Source organism: Kitasatospora sp. NPDC089797, from assembly GCF_040684795.1.
Taxonomy (GTDB): domain Bacteria; phylum Actinomycetota; class Actinomycetes; order Streptomycetales; family Streptomycetaceae; genus Kitasatospora.
This window is the reverse complement of the sequence record NZ_JBFBGS010000009.1, coordinates 1-16347: the sequence shown is the minus strand read 5'-3', so window position 1 is coordinate 16347 and position 16347 is coordinate 1. Positions and strand designations below refer to the sequence as shown.

The following is a 16347-nucleotide window of genomic DNA, read 5'->3' as shown; positions in this document are numbered from 1 at the left end:
TGTGTCCTGGGGCCTCCCTAACCGTCGCCCTCCGCGGCGCGGGCGGCCCGGGTCGCCAGGGTGCGCAGGTGGGCGCGCAGCTCCGGGGGTTCGTGCACCTCGAAGTCGCAGTCCAGCATGAGCAGTCCGGCCGCCATCCACTTCACCGAGTCCGCGCGGGCGCGCAGCCGGCAGCTGTGGTCGTCGATCGGCTCGATCTCGTACTCCCCGGTCCAGGGCATCCAGCCGTCGACCTCGGCGGCGGGGCGGTGGACGGTGGCGACCAGGGAGCGGCTCGGCGAGCGGCGCAGCCGGTTGGCCACGAAGGCGGCGGCGTCCTCGGCCGGGAGCGGGCGCGGGGTGAAGCGGGCGCCGGTGGCGAACGGCTCGGTGATCCGGTCGACCCGGAAGAGCCGCCAGTCGTCGCGGTCCAGGTCGTAGCCGATCAGGTACCAGCGGCGGCCGGTGGAGACCAGCCGCTCGGGCTCGACGTTGCGCCGGGTCTCGGCGCCGTCGCGGGCCCGGTAGGAGAAGCGCAGCCGCTCGTGGTTGGTGACGGCGCCGGCGAGCAGGGTGAGGCTCTCCGGGTCGACGGTCGGGCCGTCCCCGCTGAGCAGCGGCACGGTGGCGTTGTTGAGCGCGCCGACCCGGTGCCGCAGCCGGCCGGGCAGCACCTGGAGCAGTTTGCCGAGCGCCCGTACCGAGGCCTCCTCGATGCCGACCACGGCGTGCCCGGCGGCCGCCCGCAGGCCGACCGCGATGGCCACCGCCTCCTCGTCGTCCAGCAGCAGCGGCGGCATCGCGGTGCCCGCGACCAGCCGGTAGCCGCCGACCGCGCCCATGCTGGCCTGCACCGGGTAGCCGAGCTCGCGGAGCCGGTCGACGTCCCGGCGGATGGTGCGGGGGCTGACGCCGAGCCGCTCGGCGAGTTCGCTGCCGGGCCACTCGCGCGGGGTCTGCAGCAGGGAGAGCAGGTTCAGCAGCCGGGCCGGGGTGTCGGTCATGCCGTCCAGCATGCCGGATGAACTGGGACAGTTCCTGACCTAGATGACCCGTACCGTCGTCCGGGTGCAGCAGACGAGGACGAGCGAGGAGAACGGAATGAGTACGGCGGGAGCCGACCGGCGGAGGTGGATCGCGCTGGCGATCGTGATGGTCGCCTCCTTCATGGACCTGGTGGACGTCACCATCGTCAACATCGCCATCCCGAGCATCCAGGAGGACACCGGCGCCTCCTTCAGCGCCATCCAGTGGGTCACCGGCGGCTACGCGCTGGCCTTCGCGATCGGCCTGATCACCGGTGGGCGGCTCGGCGACATCCACGGTCGCAAGCGGGTCTTCCTGCTCGGGATCGGCGGCTTCACGCTGGCGTCCGCGCTGTGCGGGCTGGCCTCCGGCCCGGAGATGCTGGTCGCGATGCGGATCCTCCAGGGCCTGACGGCGGCCCTCATGGTGCCGCAGGTGCTGTCGATCATCCACGCGACCTTCCCGGCCGAGGAGCGCGGCAAGGTGTTCGGGATGTTCGGCGCGGTGGTCGGGCTGGGCGCGGTGTCCGGTCCGATGATCGGCGCGCTGCTCACCGAGTGGAACCTGCTGGGCCTGGAGTGGCGCCCGATCTTCCTGATCAACCTGCCCGTCGGCATCGCCGGCCTGCTGCTCGGCCGCCGCTTCATCGACGAGTCCAAGGCCGAGCACGCGCTCAAGCTGGACCTGGTCGGTGTGGCCCTCGCCAGCCTCGGCCTGCTGATGCTGATCTACCCGCTGACCCACGGGCGCGAGGCCGGCTGGCCGCTCTGGGGCCACCTGTCGATGGCCGGCAGCCTGCCGGTGTTCGCGCTGTTCGTGGCGTACGAGAAGGCCAAGACCCGGCGGGACGGCTCGCCGCTGGTCGAGCTCTCGCTGTTCCGGGTGAAGAGCTTCGCGGCCGGCATCTGCGTGCAGCTGGCCTTCGGCGTCGCGCTCGGCATCTTCTTCCTGGTCTGGACCCTCTACATGCAGGTCGGGCTCGGCTGGAGCCCGCTCAAGGCCGGTGCCACCGGCATCCCGTTCTCGCTCGCCGTCTCCACGGCGGCCGGGCTGTCCGTGCAGAAACTGGTGCCCCGGTTCGGGCGGAAGGTGCTCCAGACCGGCGCGCTGGTGATGGCGGCGGGCGTGCTCACCTACATCTGGGAGGCGCACCACTTCGGCACCGGGATCACGCCCTGGCAGATGGCGCTGCCGCTGGTCGTGATGGGCCTCGGGATGGGGCTGATCGTCGCGCCGATCACCGACGCGGTGCTGTCCGAGGTGCCGCGCCGGCACGCCGGGTCGGCCTCGGGCCTGATCAACACCGTGCAGCAGGTCGGCAACGCGCTCGGGCTCGGGCTGGTGTCGGTGGCCTTCTTCGGGGCGATGGACGACGTGGTCGCGCCGGACGCGCTGGGGACGGCCTTCGGCGGGGCGTTCGTGCACGCGCTGTGGTGGGTCGCGGGGGTGCTGCTGGCGGTGTTCCTGCTGATGTTCGCGCTGCCGCGGAAGCGTGCGGTGGCGGCCGCGGGTGTGGACGCCCCGGACGCCTCTGATGGTCCGGCCGCGTCGGCTGCGTCGGCTTCCTCGGCCGCCGGGGCCGTTGCGGAGGCCGACGACGAGCAGGCGCCCGCGCTGGTCTGAGGCTTGTCCGTGGAACGAGGGCCCCGGTCGCGCTGCGCGACCGGGGCCCTTGCCGCACGGGGTGGGCGGCCGGGTGGGCTCAACGGGCCCCGGTGAGGCCAGCGGTGACGGACCGGGTGGTGGTGCGCGGCTTGGCGGCGGCCTTGGCCTCCTTCGCCGCCCGCTTCGTCTCCTGCTTGAACTCCCTGACCAGCGTCAGGGATTCGGGCCCGGTGATGTCGGCGACCGAGCGGTGCGCGCCCTCCTCCCCGTACACGCCCGCCGCCTCGCGCCAGCCCTCCGGCCGCACCCCGTACTGCTTGCCCAGCAGGGCCAGGAAGATCTGCGACTTCTGCTTCCCGAAGCCCGGAAGGGCGTTGAGGCGGCTGAGCAGTTCCTTGCCGGTGCGGGTGTCCCGCCAGAGCGCGGCGGCGTCGCCCTCGTACTGCGCGACCAGGAACTGGCAGAGCTGCTGCACGCGTTTGGCCATCGCCGCCGGGTAGCGGTGCACGGCCGGCTTCGCGGAGAGCAGGGCGACGAACTCCTCCGGGCTGTAGGTGGCGATCTCGTGGGCGTCGAGGTCCTTGTGGCCGAGACGCTGGGCGATGGTCAGCGGGCCGGTGAACGCCCATTCCATCGGCACCTGTTGGTCCAGCAGCATGCCGACGAGCGCGGCGAGCGCGCTCCGTCCGAGCAGTTCGTCGGCCTCGGGCTGCTGGGCGAGCCGGACGGTGACGTTCATGAGGTGTGCCCTCCTCGGAGTTGACGTCGGTCGGCGCCCAGTCTGGATGACGCGGCGTGGACGGACACGGTCAACACGCCCGTCTCTGGGGAAGTCTTGGTGTTCCGGCCCTTGTCAGAGCTGCTTTGTTCGTTGGCGGAGCGGTTGTTGGGGACGTTTCGACGGGGTGGCGGAAACATTTTTGTCCGCGGTACCCGTGCCCGCCGCACGCTCCGGGTCGGTGCGGTCTCCGGCCGGAACTGACCGGTTCCGACCGGATCCGATGGGGGGTGGCGCGCTCGGGACGGTGCGGATCGGCCTGTCGCGAGGGGTGGAAAACGGGCGTTCGGCGGGTGGGTTGGGGAATGGGTCATTTCATATGACTGTTTCGGATGTTGCGGTGGGGTGGGTGGGGGCGGGTCATTCTTGGTCCCCAACGACGTGTCCAGAAAGGCCCGCCCGCCGTGACCCAGCCGTTCGAACTGCCGTCCTTCTACGTGCCGCACCCGGCGCGTCTCAATCCCCACCTGGCGGAGGCCCGGGCCCACTCCTCGCTCTGGGCGCGGGAGATGGGGATGCTGGAGGGGTCGGGGGTCTGGGAGCAGGCGGACCTGGACGCCCATGACTACGGCCTGCTCTGCGCGTACACCCATCCCGACGCGTCGGCCGAGGCACTGTCGTTGGTGACCGACTGGTACGTGTGGGTGTTCTTCTTCGACGACCACTTCCTCGACATGTTCAAGCGCACCAACGACCGCGAGGCCGGCAAGGCGCACCTGGACCGGCTGCCGCTGTTCATGCCCGCCGATCCCACCGCCCCGGTGCCCGAGCCGGAGAACCCGGTGGAGGCGGGGCTGGCCGACCTGTGGCGGCGCACCGTGCCGGCGATGGGCGAGGACTGGCGGATCCGGTTCGCGGAGAGCACCCGCAACCTGCTGAACGAGTCGCTGTGGGAGCTCGCCAACATCGACGCCGGCCGGATCGCCAACCCGGTCGAGTACATCGAGATGCGCCGCAAGGTCGGCGGGGCGCCGTGGTCCGCGCAGCTGGTCGAGTACGCGGCCGGGGCCGAGGTGCCGGGGGAGGTGTCCGGCTCGCGTGCGCTGCGGGTGCTGATGGACGCCTTCTCCGATGCCGTGCACCTGCGCAACGACATCTTCTCGTACCAGCGCGAGGTCGAGGACGAGGGCGAACTCAGCAACGGCATCCTGGTGTTGGAGCGGTTCCTGGAGTGCTCCACCCAGCAGGCTGCCGACGCGGTCAACGACCTGCTCACCTCGCGGCTGCAGCAGTTCGAGAACACCGTGTTCACCGAACTGCCGGTGCTGTTCGCGGAGACCGGGCTGGACGCGGCGGGCCGCGCCCGGGTGACGGCGTACGTCAAGGGGCTGCAGGACTGGCAGTCCGGCGGGCACGAGTGGCACATGCGGTCCAGCCGGTACATGAACGGCGGTGGGGCGGCGGCGGGTTCGGGCGGTGAGGTGCCTCCGGGGACGGGCGGGGGCGGGCTGCCGGGGCTTTCCGGGGCGACGGGCCTTCCGGGGCTTCCCGGGGTGGCGGGCAACTGGTGGGACCGGTACGCGATCGGCGGGATCGGCACCTCGGCGCTGGACATCCTGCGTCAGGGCGGTGGGAGCGCCCCGGCTCCGGCCGGAAGCACCGTGGCTCCGGCCGGAAGCACCGTGGCTCCGGCCGTACGGCGGGCGCGGGCGCACGCGCACGTGCCGTACCAGGCCGTCGGGCCCTCCCGACTGCCGGAGTTCAGGCTGCCGTTCGCGTTGACGCTGAGCCCGCACCTGGACGGTGCGCGGGAGCGGGTGGTCGAGTGGGCCGAGCGGGTCGGGATGCTGGCCGCCCGCTCCGACGTCCCCGGGAGCGGGCTCTGGGACGCCGGGGCGATGCGCGACTACGACCTCGCGCTCTGCGCGGCCGGACTCCACCCGGACGCCACCGCCGACCAACTCGACCTCGCCTCGGCCTGGTTGGCCTGGGGCACCTGGGCCGACGACTACTACCCGAGCGTCTTCGGCCGCACCCGTGACCTGGCCGGGGCCAAGGCCGCCAACGCGCGGCTGGAGCTGTTCATGCCGCTGGAGGGAGGCCCGACGGCTGAGCCGGTGAACGCGCTGGAGCGCGGGCTCGCGGACCTCTGGGAGCGCACCGCCGGGCCGATGGCCGTCGACGCCCGCGACCGGCTGCGCGGGGCGGTCCGGGCGATGACGACGAGCTGGATCTGGGAGCTGGCCAACCGGATCCAGAACCGGGTCCCCGACCCGGTGGACTACCTGGAGATGCGCCGCTCCACCTTCGGGTCCGAGCTCACCATGGCGCTCGCCCGGCTCGGCCACGGCCGCACCGTCCCCGAGGAGGTCCACCGGCACGGCTCGATGCGCGCGCTGGAGGACTCCGCGATGGACTACGGCTGCATGGTCAACGACCTGTTCTCGTACCAGAAGGAGGTCGAGTACGAGGGCGAGCTGCACAACCTGGTGCTGGTGGTGCAGACCTTCTTCAACTGCGACTACCCGTCGGCCGTCCGGATCGTCGACGACCTGATGCACTCCCGGCTGGAGCAGTTCCAGCACGTCGCGCAGAACGAACTCCCGGTGATGTACGAGGACTTCGGGCTGTCGTCGGAGGGCCGGGAGCTGCTCGGCGGGTACGTGGCGGAGCTGGAGAACTGGCTGGCGGGCGTACTGAACTGGCACCGGGAGTGCCGTCGGTACGGCACGGCGGACCTGGAGCGGCACTTCGGCGCCGAACGGGACCTCGCGGGCGCGGTCCGGGCCCGGGCGGGCGCGGTCCGGGCCCGGGCGGGGGCGCCCGGGACCGGGGCGGTGTCCGGGGTGGCGCCCGGGGTGGCGTCCGGGGCGGTGGCCGGAGTGGTCGCGGTGCCGGTCGGCCCGACCGGGCTGGGCACCGCCGCGGCCCGGGTGCGCCGCTGACCGGGGCGGCCCCGGGTGCACCCGCGCGGCCAGCCCGCGCGGGTGCACCGCCTCGTGACTAGGCTGGCGAGTCGGGGGCCGCACGGGCCTGCCGGCCCGCGCCCGCACCGCCGGACACGAGGGCTGAGAGATGGCTGCGCTACCTGAGGGCACACCCTGTTGGGCCGACGCGATGTTCACCGACCTGGAGGGCGCCAAGGCCTTCTACGGGGACGTCCTCGGCTGGACCTTCGGCGAGAGCTCGTCGGAGTACGGCAACTACACCCAGGCGTACTCGGACGGCAAGGCGGTGGCCGCGATCGTGCCGCCGATGCCGGGCGGCCAGACGCAGTCCGCCTGGTGCCTGTACCTGGCCTCGCCGGACGCCGCCGCCACCGCCGAGCGGATCCGCGGCAACGGCGGCGAGGTGGTGATGGGGCCGATGCAGGTCGGCGACTTCGGCACCATGGTGATCGCCAGGGACCCGGGCGGGGTGGTGTTCGGCGTCTGGCAGGCCGGGATCCACCAGGGCTTCGAGAAACAGGGCGTGCCCGGCGCGTACAGCTGGGCCGAGATCGTCACCCGCGAGCCCGGCTCGGCCGACGGCTTCTTCCCGGCGGTCTTCCCGTACGGCGTGAAGAAGTTCGACGCCGAGCACTTCGACTACCGGATGTTCCTGGTCGGCGGCCGACCGGTGCTGGGCCGGATGGCGGCGGGCGACTTCCTGCCGCCCGAGGCGCCCTCGTACGTGAGCGTGTACTTCGCCGTGGACGACACCGACGCCGCGGTCGCGCGGCTGACGGCGCGCGGCGGCACGGTGTACCACGGGCCGCAGGACAGCCCGTTCGGGCGGTTCGCGGCCGTCGGCGACCAGCAGGGCGCGGCCTTCGGGCTGATCGACCTGGGCCGTACGGTCGGCGAGCAGCCGCCGACGGTGGACGCCTGATGGGCGAGCGCGAGGAACTCGTCGAGACCCTGGACAAGCACCGCGGCCTGCTGCGCCGCACCGCCCGGGACCTCACCGACGAGCAGGCGGCCCGGCGCACCACGGCCAGCGAGCTGTGCCTCGGCGGCCTGATCAAGCACGTGGCCGCGGTCGAGGCGCGCTGGGCGCGGTTCATCACCGGCGGCGCGGCGGCGATGCGCGGCGGCCAGGACGGCGAGTGGGCGGAGCAGTTCCGGATGGCCGAGGGCGAGACCCTGGCCGGGCTGCTCGCGGGGTACGAGGCGGTGGCGCGCGGTACGGACGAGCTGGTCCGGAGCCTGCCCGACCTCGACCTCGCCCACCCGCTGCCGTCGGCGCCGTGGTTCGAGCCGGGGGTGAGCTGGTCGGCCCGCCGGGTGCTGCTGCACCTGATCGCGGAGACCGCCCAGCACGCCGGGCACGCGGACATCATCCGGGAGGCGTTGGACGGGGCGAAGTCGATGGGGTGAGCGGGTGGGCGCCTGCGGGGGCGGGGGCAGGGGCAGGGGCGGGTGTCAGGGCAGCTCGACGCCGAGCAGCTCGTGCAGGGCCCGGCCGCCGTCGGGGGTGACCCGCAAGGCCCGGCCGGAGCCGATCCGCTCGACCCAGGCGCGGTCCAGCGCGGTGCGGCAGAGCGCGGCGCCCAGCGCGCCGCCGAGGTGGCTGCGCCGTTCCGTCCAGTCCAGGCAGCTGCGTACCACCGGACGCCCGCCCGGACGGCCGGCCCGCGCCGGCAGTTCGATCGCCTGGGCCGCCAGCCAGGCCCGGCCGTGCTCGGTGACGGCGAGCCCGGCGCGGTCGGTGACCAGGCCGCGGGCGAGCAGGGCGTCGGCGACCGCCACGCCGAGGCGGCCGGCCAGGTGGTCGTAGCAGGTGCGGGCGCGGGCCTCGGCGCTCTGCCGGGTGGCCTCGCGGAGGTTGCGGGGCGCCGGGCGGCCGTCGGCGGTGCGGGCCATAGCGGGACGGCCCGTGGCGTGTGCCGCCGCCGTGGCCCGGTCCACGGCCTCGGCGGTGGCTCCGGCGACGGCCTCGGCGGTGGTGTCGGCGAAGACGGTGAGGTCCTCGATCAGGGTCGCCACGGCGGGGGAGGCCAGCCGGACGTACCGGTGCCGCCCCTGCCGCTCCTCGGACAGCAGCCCGCCCGCGATCAGCCGGGACAGGTGCTCGCTGGCCGTGGACGGTGCGACGCCCGCCGAGCGGGCCAGCTCGCCCGCCGTCCAGGCGCGGCCGTCCAGCAGCGCGGAGCAGAAGGCGGCCCTGGTGGGGTCGGCGAGCAGCGCGGCGAGGGCGGCGAGCGGTGAGCCCCGGTGATCCACTGGCATGCGTCCATGGTCGGCCATGCCCCCATGGTCGACCCGGCACGGTTCGGCCGGCGCCGAAACGAGTCGGGGCCACGATGACGGCATGAACGACGGCATGAACGCTCAGACGGAGCAAGACCTGACCTTCTCCCGCTACCCGGACGTGATCGCGGCCCTGGCCGATCCGGCGCTGGTCCCGCTGCCCGCGACGCCCGGCCCCTACGGCACGGTGGCCTGGCTGCGGTCCACCGTCGCCCGGTTCAGCGCGGGCGAGCCGCACGCCCGGCGCCGGGCGCTGGTGCTGGCCGACCTGGAGCGGCTGGACCGGGACACGCTGCGGGTGCTGGCGGCGGGCGGTTACGAGTCGGACGTCCGCTTGCGGGTGGTGCGGGTGCTGGCGAGGGCGCTCGGCCTGGCCGACCCGGAGGCCGTCGCGCGGGACGTGCGGGCGGTGGCCGGGGCGTACTTCGAGCCGGCGGCGTCGCGCGGAGCGGTACGGGACGGAGCGGCGCAGCAGGGATCAGAGCGGGACCGGGAGGCGGACGCGGCGGTGGCCCGGCTGCTGCCCGCGATGGGTGACGACGACCCGGAGACGGCCGCGAACCGGATCGGCCTGCTGGTCCAGGCCTGCGACGCCACCGCCACCCTGGTCGAGCACGCCCGGCGCGGCGAGGGCAGCAGCCCGGCCGCGGTGCTGCGGGACGACCCGCCGGTCCGGTCGATGCGCCGGTTCGCGGCCCGGGCGACCGCGATCGGCGGGGTCGCGGTGCCGACCGGGACACGGGTGCTGCTCGACCTCGACGCCGCTCGGGAGGGGGACCGTGAGCCGCTGGCCTTCGGCGCCCCGCCGCGGCTCTGCCCCGGCCGCACGCACGCCCTGGTGATCGCCGAGGGCATCCTGTACGGCTCCTCCGATCCGTCGGACACCTCGGTGCCGCCCGCCGAGGACCACCTCGATCAGGCCGAACTCGCCGAGCTGATCCCGGAGATGATGGTCCACGTGCTCGCCCTCGCGGACACCTGGACGGCCTGGGACGGCCACCCGGTGATCAACGCCGACGGCCGGACCTACACCCCGCACAAGGTGATCCGCCGGGTCGCCGACCACCTCCTCGACCACCTGGCCGAGGTGGAGGCCCGGCTCGCCGGGGAGACCGCCGCGCCCGACCACTGGCACGCCTCCAACGTCACCACCCCGGCCGACCTGGTGCCGTTCACCGTCGCCGACCTGGACGAGGCGCGCAGCCGTCTCACCCGGATCGGGCGGATCTGGTCCCTGCGGGTCGCCGCCCTGCCGGAGCGGCAGTTGGACGATTCGCCGGGGGCGGGCTGGAGCTTCCGGCAGATCGTCTGCCACCTCGCCAGGACCGCCGCCTACTACGCGGACTCGGTCGGTCCCACGGCGGGCGACAGGCCCACCCCGGGGGATGCCCCTGCCGCAGAGGCCAGCCGCACCGTGGAGGCCGGCCCCGCCGCCACTCCCACCGGCAAGGAGCAGTCGCGATGACTGCCACCCCCGCCGCGACGACCCGGTTCGCCGCCCTGCACCACCGGCCCGGTCACCCGCTGCTGCTCCCGAACGCCTGGGACCACGCCTCGGCCGCCGCCCTCGCCGCCGCCGGTCACCTCGCGATCGGCACCACCAGCCTGGGCGTCGCGGCCGCCGCCGGACTGCCCGACGGCGCCGCCGCCACCCGTGCGGAGACCGTACGGCTGGCGCGTCGGCTGGGTCGTGACGGCTTCCTGCTGAGCGTCGACGCGGAGTCCGGGTTCAGCGACGATCCGTCCGAAGTTGCGGCGCTTGCAGTGGAGTTGGTGCAGGCCGGGGTGGTCGGCATCAACCTGGAGGACGGCCGGCCGGACGGCGGTCTGACACCGTCCGACCTGCACGCGGCGAAGGTCGCGGCGGTGAAGGCCGCCGTGCCGGAGCTGTTCGTCAACGCCCGTACCGACACCTACTGGTGCGGGCACGACGACTCCGGGAGCGACGGTCCCGGCCCGGAGACCCTCCGGAGGCTGGCGGCCTACCAGGAGGCGGGCGCGGACGGCGTGTTCGTGCCCGGGCTGGCCGGTCCCGCGGCGATCGGGCGACTGGTCGGCGGGCTGTCCGTCCCGCTCAACATCCTCTGGACGCCGACCGGTCCGGGCCTCGCGGAGCTGGCCGGCCTGGGTGTGGCCCGGGTCAGCCTGGGGTCGCTGCTGTACCGCTCGGCGCTGGCGGCGGCGGTGGGGACGGCGGCCGCCGTGGCCTCGGGCGGGCCGGTCGGGCCGGTGCCGGGGTACGCCGACGTCCAGGCGCTGAGCGGGAGGTGAGGGTCGGTCGGTGAGGACCGGTCGGGGTCGAGGGCGGGAGCGGGAGCAGGGTCGGGAGCGGGGTCGAAGGCGGGGTCGGGGCCGGGGGAGGTCCGGAGCCGGGGAAGAGGCCGGGGTCAGCCCTTGTGCTGTGCGGTGCGTTGCGCCTCGATCCCACTGATGATCACCTTGATGCCCCGGGCGAAGCTGCCGTCCCGGCTGCCCTCGTTGACCTCCCGCTGCACCTCGGTGGTGTACAGCCGGTGCAGGCGCGGAAAGTCCTTGGTGGCCTCGATGACGGTGGGCAGCAGTTGGCTCAGCCAGACCTGTTCGTCCTGGCCGCTCCTGTTCAGCGCGCTCAGCCAGGCGGCCTCCACACAGGCGGTGCCGATGGTGTAGCCCATGATCGCGCTCATCGCCTCATTGGCTTCGAGGAGCCCGAAGCCCGCCACCTCCATCAGCGTGAGCATGCTCTCGGAGACCCGCATCCAGTTGGGGCCGAGGTAGACCACCCCGACGTCGCCGAACACCGTGACCATCCACGGGTGGCGCAGGATGACCGTGCGCGTGTTCTCGGCGCACTCCAGGATCTTCTCCCGCCAGACCGCCAGGTCCTCGGCGCCCTCCGGGTCGGCCAGCGGGAGCTGACCGAAGACCTGGTCGACCACCAGGGCGAGCAACTCGTCCTTGTTGGCGACGTGGGTGTACAGGGAGGTCGCGCCGGCGTTGAGGCGGGCGCCGAGCTTGCGCATGCTCAGGGCCTCGATGCCCTCGGCGTCCAGCAGCGCGGAGGCCTCGGCGACGATCTGATCCCGGCTGAGGGCGGGCTGGGTCCGTCGCTTCTGCGGGCGGTTCCACGGCGAGGCGATGCCCGGCTGTGCTTCGACCCGGTGCTCCGGCGGGGTCTCGTCCTCCGACTTGGCCGTCATCAGGTTTCTCCATTCCACGTGCGCCCTGGTCGGGTGCGGTCCGTCCAGCATAGGCCCCGCCACCGAACACCGTACGGAGCAGCGCACAGTGTTCGGTATTGCGAACGGTGTTCGGCCTCCGTACAGTGTTCGGCGTGGCGCACACCGTTCGGTCGGGGACGGCGGACGATGTGCGCCGCGATGACTTCCGAACCGAAAAGGGGGGATCGTGGTGGACCGTCAGACGGATCGTCACCCGCGTCGCTGGCTCATCCTGGTCGTGCTCTGTCTCAGCAGCCTGGTGCTGGTGATCGACAACATGGTGCTCACGGTGTCCATCCCGCCGATCGCGGAGGACCTGAAGGCCGGGGCTCAGGACATCCAGTGGATCATCGACTCGTACATCCTGGTCTTCGCGGGCCTGCTGCTGACCTCGGGAAGCCTGTCCGACCGGTTCGGACGGCGGAAGGTGATGATCATCGGGCTGGTGCTGTTCGGTGCGGCCTCCCTGGTCGCGGCGGTCGCCGCCACCCCCGGTGAGCTGATCGCCGGGCGGGTGCTGATGGGCGTCGGCGGTGCCCTGGTCATGCCGAGCACCCTCTCGATCCTGATCACCGTCTTCGACGACGAGGAGCGGCGCAAGGCGATCGCCGCCTGGACCGCGGTGGCCATGGTCGGGCTGGTCGGCGGCCCGGTGCTGGGCGGTGCGCTGATCGCCCACTTCTGGTGGGGCGCGGTGTTCCTGCTCAACGTGCCGGTCGCGGTCGTGGCCGTGGTCGCGGCGGTCGTGCTGATGCCGGAGTCCAAGGGACCGTGGCGCAAGCCCGACCTGCCCGGCATGGTGCTGTCGATGGTGGGCATGACCGCGCTCGTCTGGTCGATCATCGTGCTCCCCCGGGACGGCTTCGCCCACGTCAACACCCTCGGTCCGCTGGCCGTCGCGGTGGCCGCGCTCACCGGGTTCGGCATCCGGCAGGTCCGCGCCGAGTCGCCGATGGTCCCGCTCAAGCTGTTCCGCAACCGGGTCTTCACCGGCGCCAGCTTCTCCCTCGTCCTGCTCACCTTCGCCACCGGCGGCCTGATGCTGGTGCTCACCCAGTACCTGCAGTTCGTGCTGGAGTTCACGCCCACCGACACCGGCCTGGCGTTCATCCCGCTGGCCGTCGCCTCGCTCGCCTTCAACGTGATCGGTGCCGCGCTCGGCAAGAAGGTCCCGGCCCGGGTGCTGACCTCGACCGGCATGGTGATCATCGCGGGCGGCTTCGGCCTGCTGGCCACCCTCTCGGTCGGCGACGGCTTCACCAAGGTCGCCCTGGCCATGCTGGTCCTGGGCATCGGCTCCGGCCTCGGCATGCCGGCCGCCGCCAACGCGCTGATGGGCGCCATCCCCGGCGAGCACGCCGGCGTCGGCTCCGCGCTCAACGACACCATCCAGCAGTCCGGAGCCGCGCTCGGCGTCGCCATCCTCGGCACCGTGCTCTCCAGCACCTACACCGGTGCGATGCCCGCCGACGCCCCCGCCCCGGCCCGGCACGCCGTCACCGACGCGCTCGCCCTCTCCGCGGGCAACGGCGACGGCACCCTGGCCCGGGCCGCCCGGGAGGCCTTCAACACCGCCACCTCCACCACCTTCACGGTCGGCGGGATCGCGGTCCTGGCGGCGGCGGTGCTCACGCTGGTGCTGATGCGGGGCGGGGCGGCCGCCGCGCCGACCGAGGGTGCCGAGGGCGGCGAGCCGGCTGAACCCGCCGTCGAGGCGGCGGTCTGAGCCCCCTCCCAGCCCTGCCCCCACCGGCCCCACCAGCCCCACCGGCCCCGGCTGCCCCGCGCAGTCGGGGCCGCGGGCTCCCGGAGCGCGGAGGCCGTCCGTCCGCGTAGCCTTCGAGCATGGCCACCGACTACGCGGAGCGCGCGTCACGGTTGCCCGGAGCGGTGCTGTGGACGAAGGGCGCCGCGACGGCGGCCGCTGCTGCGGAGGCGGGCGGTGCGGCGGGCGATGCCGCGGAGGCCGCTGCCGAGGGGATCGGCGGCGCGGCCGGGCTGGTGCTGCCGGACGGGTGCATGGACCTGCTGTGGACGCCCGGGCGGCTGCTCGTCGCGGGGCCCGACACTCGGGCGTTCCGGCCCGGGCCGGGGCTGCGCGGACCATGGGCCGGGATCCGCTTCCGGCCCGGCGCCGGGCCGGTGCTGCTCGGCGTTCCCGCGCACGAACTACGGGACCAGCGAGTCGAGTTGGCCGATCTACGGCCCGCCGGTGAGGTGCGGCGGCTGACCGGACGGATCGACGCCGCCCCCGACCCCGCCGCCGCGCTGGAGCAACTGGCGCTGCACCTGGCGACCGCGGCCCGGCCCGAGGACCCGCTGGTGCGTGCCGTGGCGGGCGCTCTGGCGGCCGGGCGCAGCGTTGCGGAGACGGCCGAGACGGTCGGGCTGGGTGCCCGGCAGCTGCACCGCCGTTCGCTGACCGCCTTCGGTTACGGTCCCAAGACGCTGGCCCGGATCCTGCGGCTGCAACGGGCCCTGGGGCTGGCCCGTGCGGGCGTCCCGCTGGCCGAGACGGCGGCCCGGACCGGCTACGCCGACCAGGCGCACCTGGCGCGTGACGTACGGGAGTTGGCGGGGGTCAGGGTGACGGAGCTGCTCCGGGGGTAGGGGCCGCGGCCCAGCCCCGGCTACAGCGGTGCGAGCAGGTCGACCCCGTTGCCGTCCGGGTCGCGCAGCGAGGCGTAGCGCTGGCCCCAGAAGGCGTCCCAGGGCTTCAGCTCCCCGTGGTGCCCGGCGGCGGTCAGCTCCTGGTACAGCGCGTCGACGTGGGCCGGGCTCTGGCAGCGGAACGCCAGCGCGGCCCGGGCACTGCCGGTCGGCGGCCGCCAGTCGGGGTGGAAGGAACGGATGGTCGACTCGGCGTCGAGGACCAGGAGCAGCCCGCCGGGCAGCTCGGCCTCGACGTGCGGCTCCTGCTCGGTGCCCTCGGGGAAGGCGAGGCCGAGCCGGCGGTAGAAGGTGACCGAGGCCGCCATGTCGGAGACGGCGAGGCCGATGAAGGCGAACTGCGGTGCGGGTGTGCTGTTCATGTCCGCCACGGTAGGCGCGGCGCGGGCCGGGGGTCTTGAAGGAATCGGACGTCCGCCGCCGACCGGCCGCACCCCCGCCCGATCGAGTCCTTCCTTGTCAGTCCCTCCTTGTACCGTCGACCCGTGCCGCCGATCGCGGCAACAGCAGCACGGACACGGGGGCATGGCGCATGATCAGGACCGACCCGGAGACGCCCGACGTCTTCCTCACTCCGGTCGGGGACGTCTTCGTCCGCAACCACCTCGGCCGACATCCGCGGCTCGACACCGACAGTTGGACGCTCAGCGTCGAGGGCCTGGTGGAGCGGCCCCTGCGGCTGGACTTCCGGGCTCTCCAGGGCCTGCCGCAGACCAGGTTCACCGCCGTCCACGAGTGCTTCGGCAATCCGTTGCACCCCGAGGTGCCGACCCGGGCCGTCACCAACCTGGAGTGGGCCGGGGTGCCGCTCGCCGAGGTGCTGGAGCTGGCCGGGCCGCGCCCGGAGGCCCGGCACGTCTGGCTGGAGGGCGCCGACCGGGGGGACTTCGCGGGGGAGAGCGGCCTGAGCTACCTCAAGGACCTGCCGCTGGCGGAGGCGCGCGCCGAGGTCGTGCTCGCGCACGCGATGAACGGCGAACCGCTGCGCCCCGACCACGGGTTCCCGGTGCGGGCGGTGGCGCCGCGGATGTTCGGCACCAACGCGGTCAAGTGGCTGACCAGGATCGTGCTGGCCGCCGAGCGTCCCGAGCACCTCTTCACCACCCGGCTGTACACCCGCGTCCTGCCGGGGGAGAGCACGGCCCGGCCGGTCCGCGAGAAGGACGTCAGCAGCAAGCTGCTCACGCCGCGGGACGGCAGTACCGTCCCGGCCGGAGTCGGTGAACTGGCGGGCTACGCCTGGAGTTCCGTCGAGGTGACGGCCGTCGAGCTGGCCGTGGACGACGCCGACTGGCAGCCCGCCGAGCTGGAGCGCCGTGGCCCGCACCCGAGTTGGCAGCGCTTCCGGCTCCGCCGCGAGCTCGCGCCGGGCCCGCACCGGATCCGCTGCCGGGCCGTCGATTCCGCCGGGCGGGTCCAGCCGCTCACCGGGGACCGCAACGCCGTCCACGAGATACGGGTGACCGCGGTGCTCGACGACTGACTGCGGGGCTCAACGGCGGATCGCAGTGGCCGGCGGGTGACCCGCGGCGGTCACCGGCCGACCAGCCGGCCGGTGACCGCCGGGCGGACCTTGGTGAGCATCAGGTCCAGGAACCGGTCGGGGTGCCGGAAGCTCGCGAAGTGGCCGGCGTTCCGGATCAGCGCGAACTCCTTGACCGGGGCGGTCACGTCGTCGAAGAACCGCCGGGCCATCGCGGCCGGCGCCTGGGCCCCCGACCCGGTCGACCCCCTGGAGTTCGGCCTCGCCCGGATCCTCGACGGCGTCCAACTCCTCCTCCAGCAGCCCGCCGCGGAGCGCTAGCCGCCGGCCCCGCCGCCTGACCGCGTCACCGTGCAGACGGCCGAGAACCCCGAGGGCCCGGACCACTGCCGCAGTGGTCCGGGCCCTCGGGGGTGTGAGTAGGGCACCACGGGG

16 protein-coding genes are annotated in these 16347 nt (G+C 73.8%); 10 read left to right on the top strand and 6 right to left on the bottom strand.

Annotated elements, in window-relative coordinates:
• Nucleotides 1-17: 17 nt before the first annotated feature.
• On the bottom strand, nucleotides 18-983 hold the full coding sequence (locus AB0O91_RS09075) for a YafY family protein (protein WP_363429520.1): 966 nt from the start codon (nucleotides 981-983) through the stop codon (nucleotides 18-20).
• Between the two features lie 97 nt (nucleotides 984-1080).
• Here AB0O91_RS09075 and AB0O91_RS09070 point away from each other — a divergent pair, with 97 nt between their 5' ends.
• Nucleotides 1081-2628, top strand: a complete 1548-nt coding sequence (locus AB0O91_RS09070; RefSeq protein ID WP_363429518.1) for an MFS transporter — start codon at nucleotides 1081-1083, stop codon at nucleotides 2626-2628.
• Nucleotides 2629-2707: 79 nt separating this feature from the next.
• Here the strand turns inward: AB0O91_RS09070 and AB0O91_RS09065 are convergent, their stop codons facing one another.
• The gene (locus AB0O91_RS09065; RefSeq protein WP_363429516.1) at nucleotides 2708-3349 is read right to left on the bottom strand and encodes an HhH-GPD-type base excision DNA repair protein; all 642 of its coding nucleotides are present in this window, start codon (nucleotides 3347-3349) and stop codon (nucleotides 2708-2710) included.
• Nucleotides 3350-3792: 443 nt separating this feature from the next.
• Here AB0O91_RS09065 and AB0O91_RS09060 point away from each other — a divergent pair, with 443 nt between their 5' ends.
• The 3 genes from AB0O91_RS09060 to AB0O91_RS09050 all read left to right on the top strand — a co-directional run bounded on the left by AB0O91_RS09060 (nucleotide 3793) and on the right by AB0O91_RS09050 (nucleotide 7686).
• Nucleotides 3793-6273, top strand: coding sequence for a terpene synthase family protein (locus AB0O91_RS09060; RefSeq protein WP_363429514.1), 2481 nt, complete (start codon nucleotides 3793-3795; stop codon nucleotides 6271-6273).
• Nucleotides 6274-6403: 130 nt separating this feature from the next.
• The gene (locus AB0O91_RS09055) at nucleotides 6404-7198 is read left to right on the top strand and encodes a VOC family protein (RefSeq protein ID WP_363429512.1); all 795 of its coding nucleotides are present in this window, start codon (nucleotides 6404-6406) and stop codon (nucleotides 7196-7198) included.
• Nucleotides 7198-7686: a DinB family protein gene (locus AB0O91_RS09050; protein WP_363429510.1), complete on the top strand. Its 489-nt coding sequence runs from the start codon at nucleotides 7198-7200 to the stop codon at nucleotides 7684-7686. The genes AB0O91_RS09055 and AB0O91_RS09050 overlap by 1 nt, the downstream gene beginning before the upstream one ends.
• 45 nt (nucleotides 7687-7731) lie before the next feature.
• Here AB0O91_RS09050 and AB0O91_RS09045 read toward each other — a convergent pair whose 3' ends face one another.
• Nucleotides 7732-8538 (bottom strand): winged helix-turn-helix domain-containing protein, encoded by an 807-nt coding sequence (locus tag AB0O91_RS09045; RefSeq protein ID WP_363429508.1) that lies wholly within the window; start codon nucleotides 8536-8538, stop codon nucleotides 7732-7734.
• A gap of 94 nt (nucleotides 8539-8632) precedes the next feature.
• Between AB0O91_RS09045 and AB0O91_RS09040 the strand changes: the two genes are divergently transcribed.
• Nucleotides 8633-10024, top strand: a complete 1392-nt coding sequence (locus tag AB0O91_RS09040) for a hypothetical protein (RefSeq protein WP_363429506.1) — start codon at nucleotides 8633-8635, stop codon at nucleotides 10022-10024.
• On the top strand, nucleotides 10021-10830 hold the full coding sequence (locus AB0O91_RS09035) for an isocitrate lyase/phosphoenolpyruvate mutase family protein (protein ID WP_363429504.1): 810 nt from the start codon (nucleotides 10021-10023) through the stop codon (nucleotides 10828-10830). Before AB0O91_RS09040 ends, AB0O91_RS09035 begins: the two co-directional genes overlap by 4 nt.
• A 116-nt stretch (nucleotides 10831-10946) precedes the next feature.
• Here the strand turns inward: AB0O91_RS09035 and AB0O91_RS09030 are convergent, their stop codons facing one another.
• Nucleotides 10947-11738: a TetR/AcrR family transcriptional regulator gene (locus AB0O91_RS09030; protein ID WP_363429502.1), complete on the bottom strand. Its 792-nt coding sequence runs from the start codon at nucleotides 11736-11738 to the stop codon at nucleotides 10947-10949.
• Nucleotides 11739-11946: 208 nt separating this feature from the next.
• Here AB0O91_RS09030 and AB0O91_RS09025 point away from each other — a divergent pair, with 208 nt between their 5' ends.
• Complete coding sequence (locus AB0O91_RS09025) at nucleotides 11947-13485, top strand: MFS transporter (RefSeq protein WP_363429500.1); 1539 nt, start codon at nucleotides 11947-11949, stop codon at nucleotides 13483-13485.
• Nucleotides 13486-13604: 119 nt separating this feature from the next.
• Nucleotides 13605-14369, top strand: coding sequence for a helix-turn-helix domain-containing protein (locus tag AB0O91_RS09020; protein WP_363429498.1), 765 nt, complete (start codon nucleotides 13605-13607; stop codon nucleotides 14367-14369).
• Between the two features lie 20 nt (nucleotides 14370-14389).
• Here AB0O91_RS09020 and AB0O91_RS09015 read toward each other — a convergent pair whose 3' ends face one another.
• Entirely contained in the window at nucleotides 14390-14791 is a 402-nt protein-coding gene (locus tag AB0O91_RS09015) for a VOC family protein (RefSeq protein ID WP_363429496.1), read from the bottom strand.
• A 170-nt stretch (nucleotides 14792-14961) separates the two neighbouring features.
• On the opposite strand from AB0O91_RS09015, the gene AB0O91_RS09010 reads away from it, so the two are divergent.
• A complete protein-coding gene (locus AB0O91_RS09010; RefSeq protein WP_363429494.1) occupies nucleotides 14962-15912 on the top strand; it encodes a molybdopterin-dependent oxidoreductase in 951 nt (316 codons plus the stop codon).
• Between the two features lie 50 nt (nucleotides 15913-15962).
• Here AB0O91_RS09010 and AB0O91_RS09005 read toward each other — a convergent pair whose 3' ends face one another.
• Nucleotides 15963-16100: a hypothetical protein gene (locus AB0O91_RS09005; RefSeq protein WP_363429492.1), complete on the bottom strand. Its 138-nt coding sequence runs from the start codon at nucleotides 16098-16100 to the stop codon at nucleotides 15963-15965.
• On the opposite strand from AB0O91_RS09005, the gene AB0O91_RS09000 reads away from it, so the two are divergent.
• Complete coding sequence (locus tag AB0O91_RS09000; protein ID WP_363429490.1) at nucleotides 16084-16233, top strand: hypothetical protein; 150 nt, start codon at nucleotides 16084-16086, stop codon at nucleotides 16231-16233. The two genes, AB0O91_RS09005 and AB0O91_RS09000, sit on opposite strands and share 17 nt — an antisense overlap.
• Nucleotides 16234-16347: the final 114 nt, after the last annotated feature.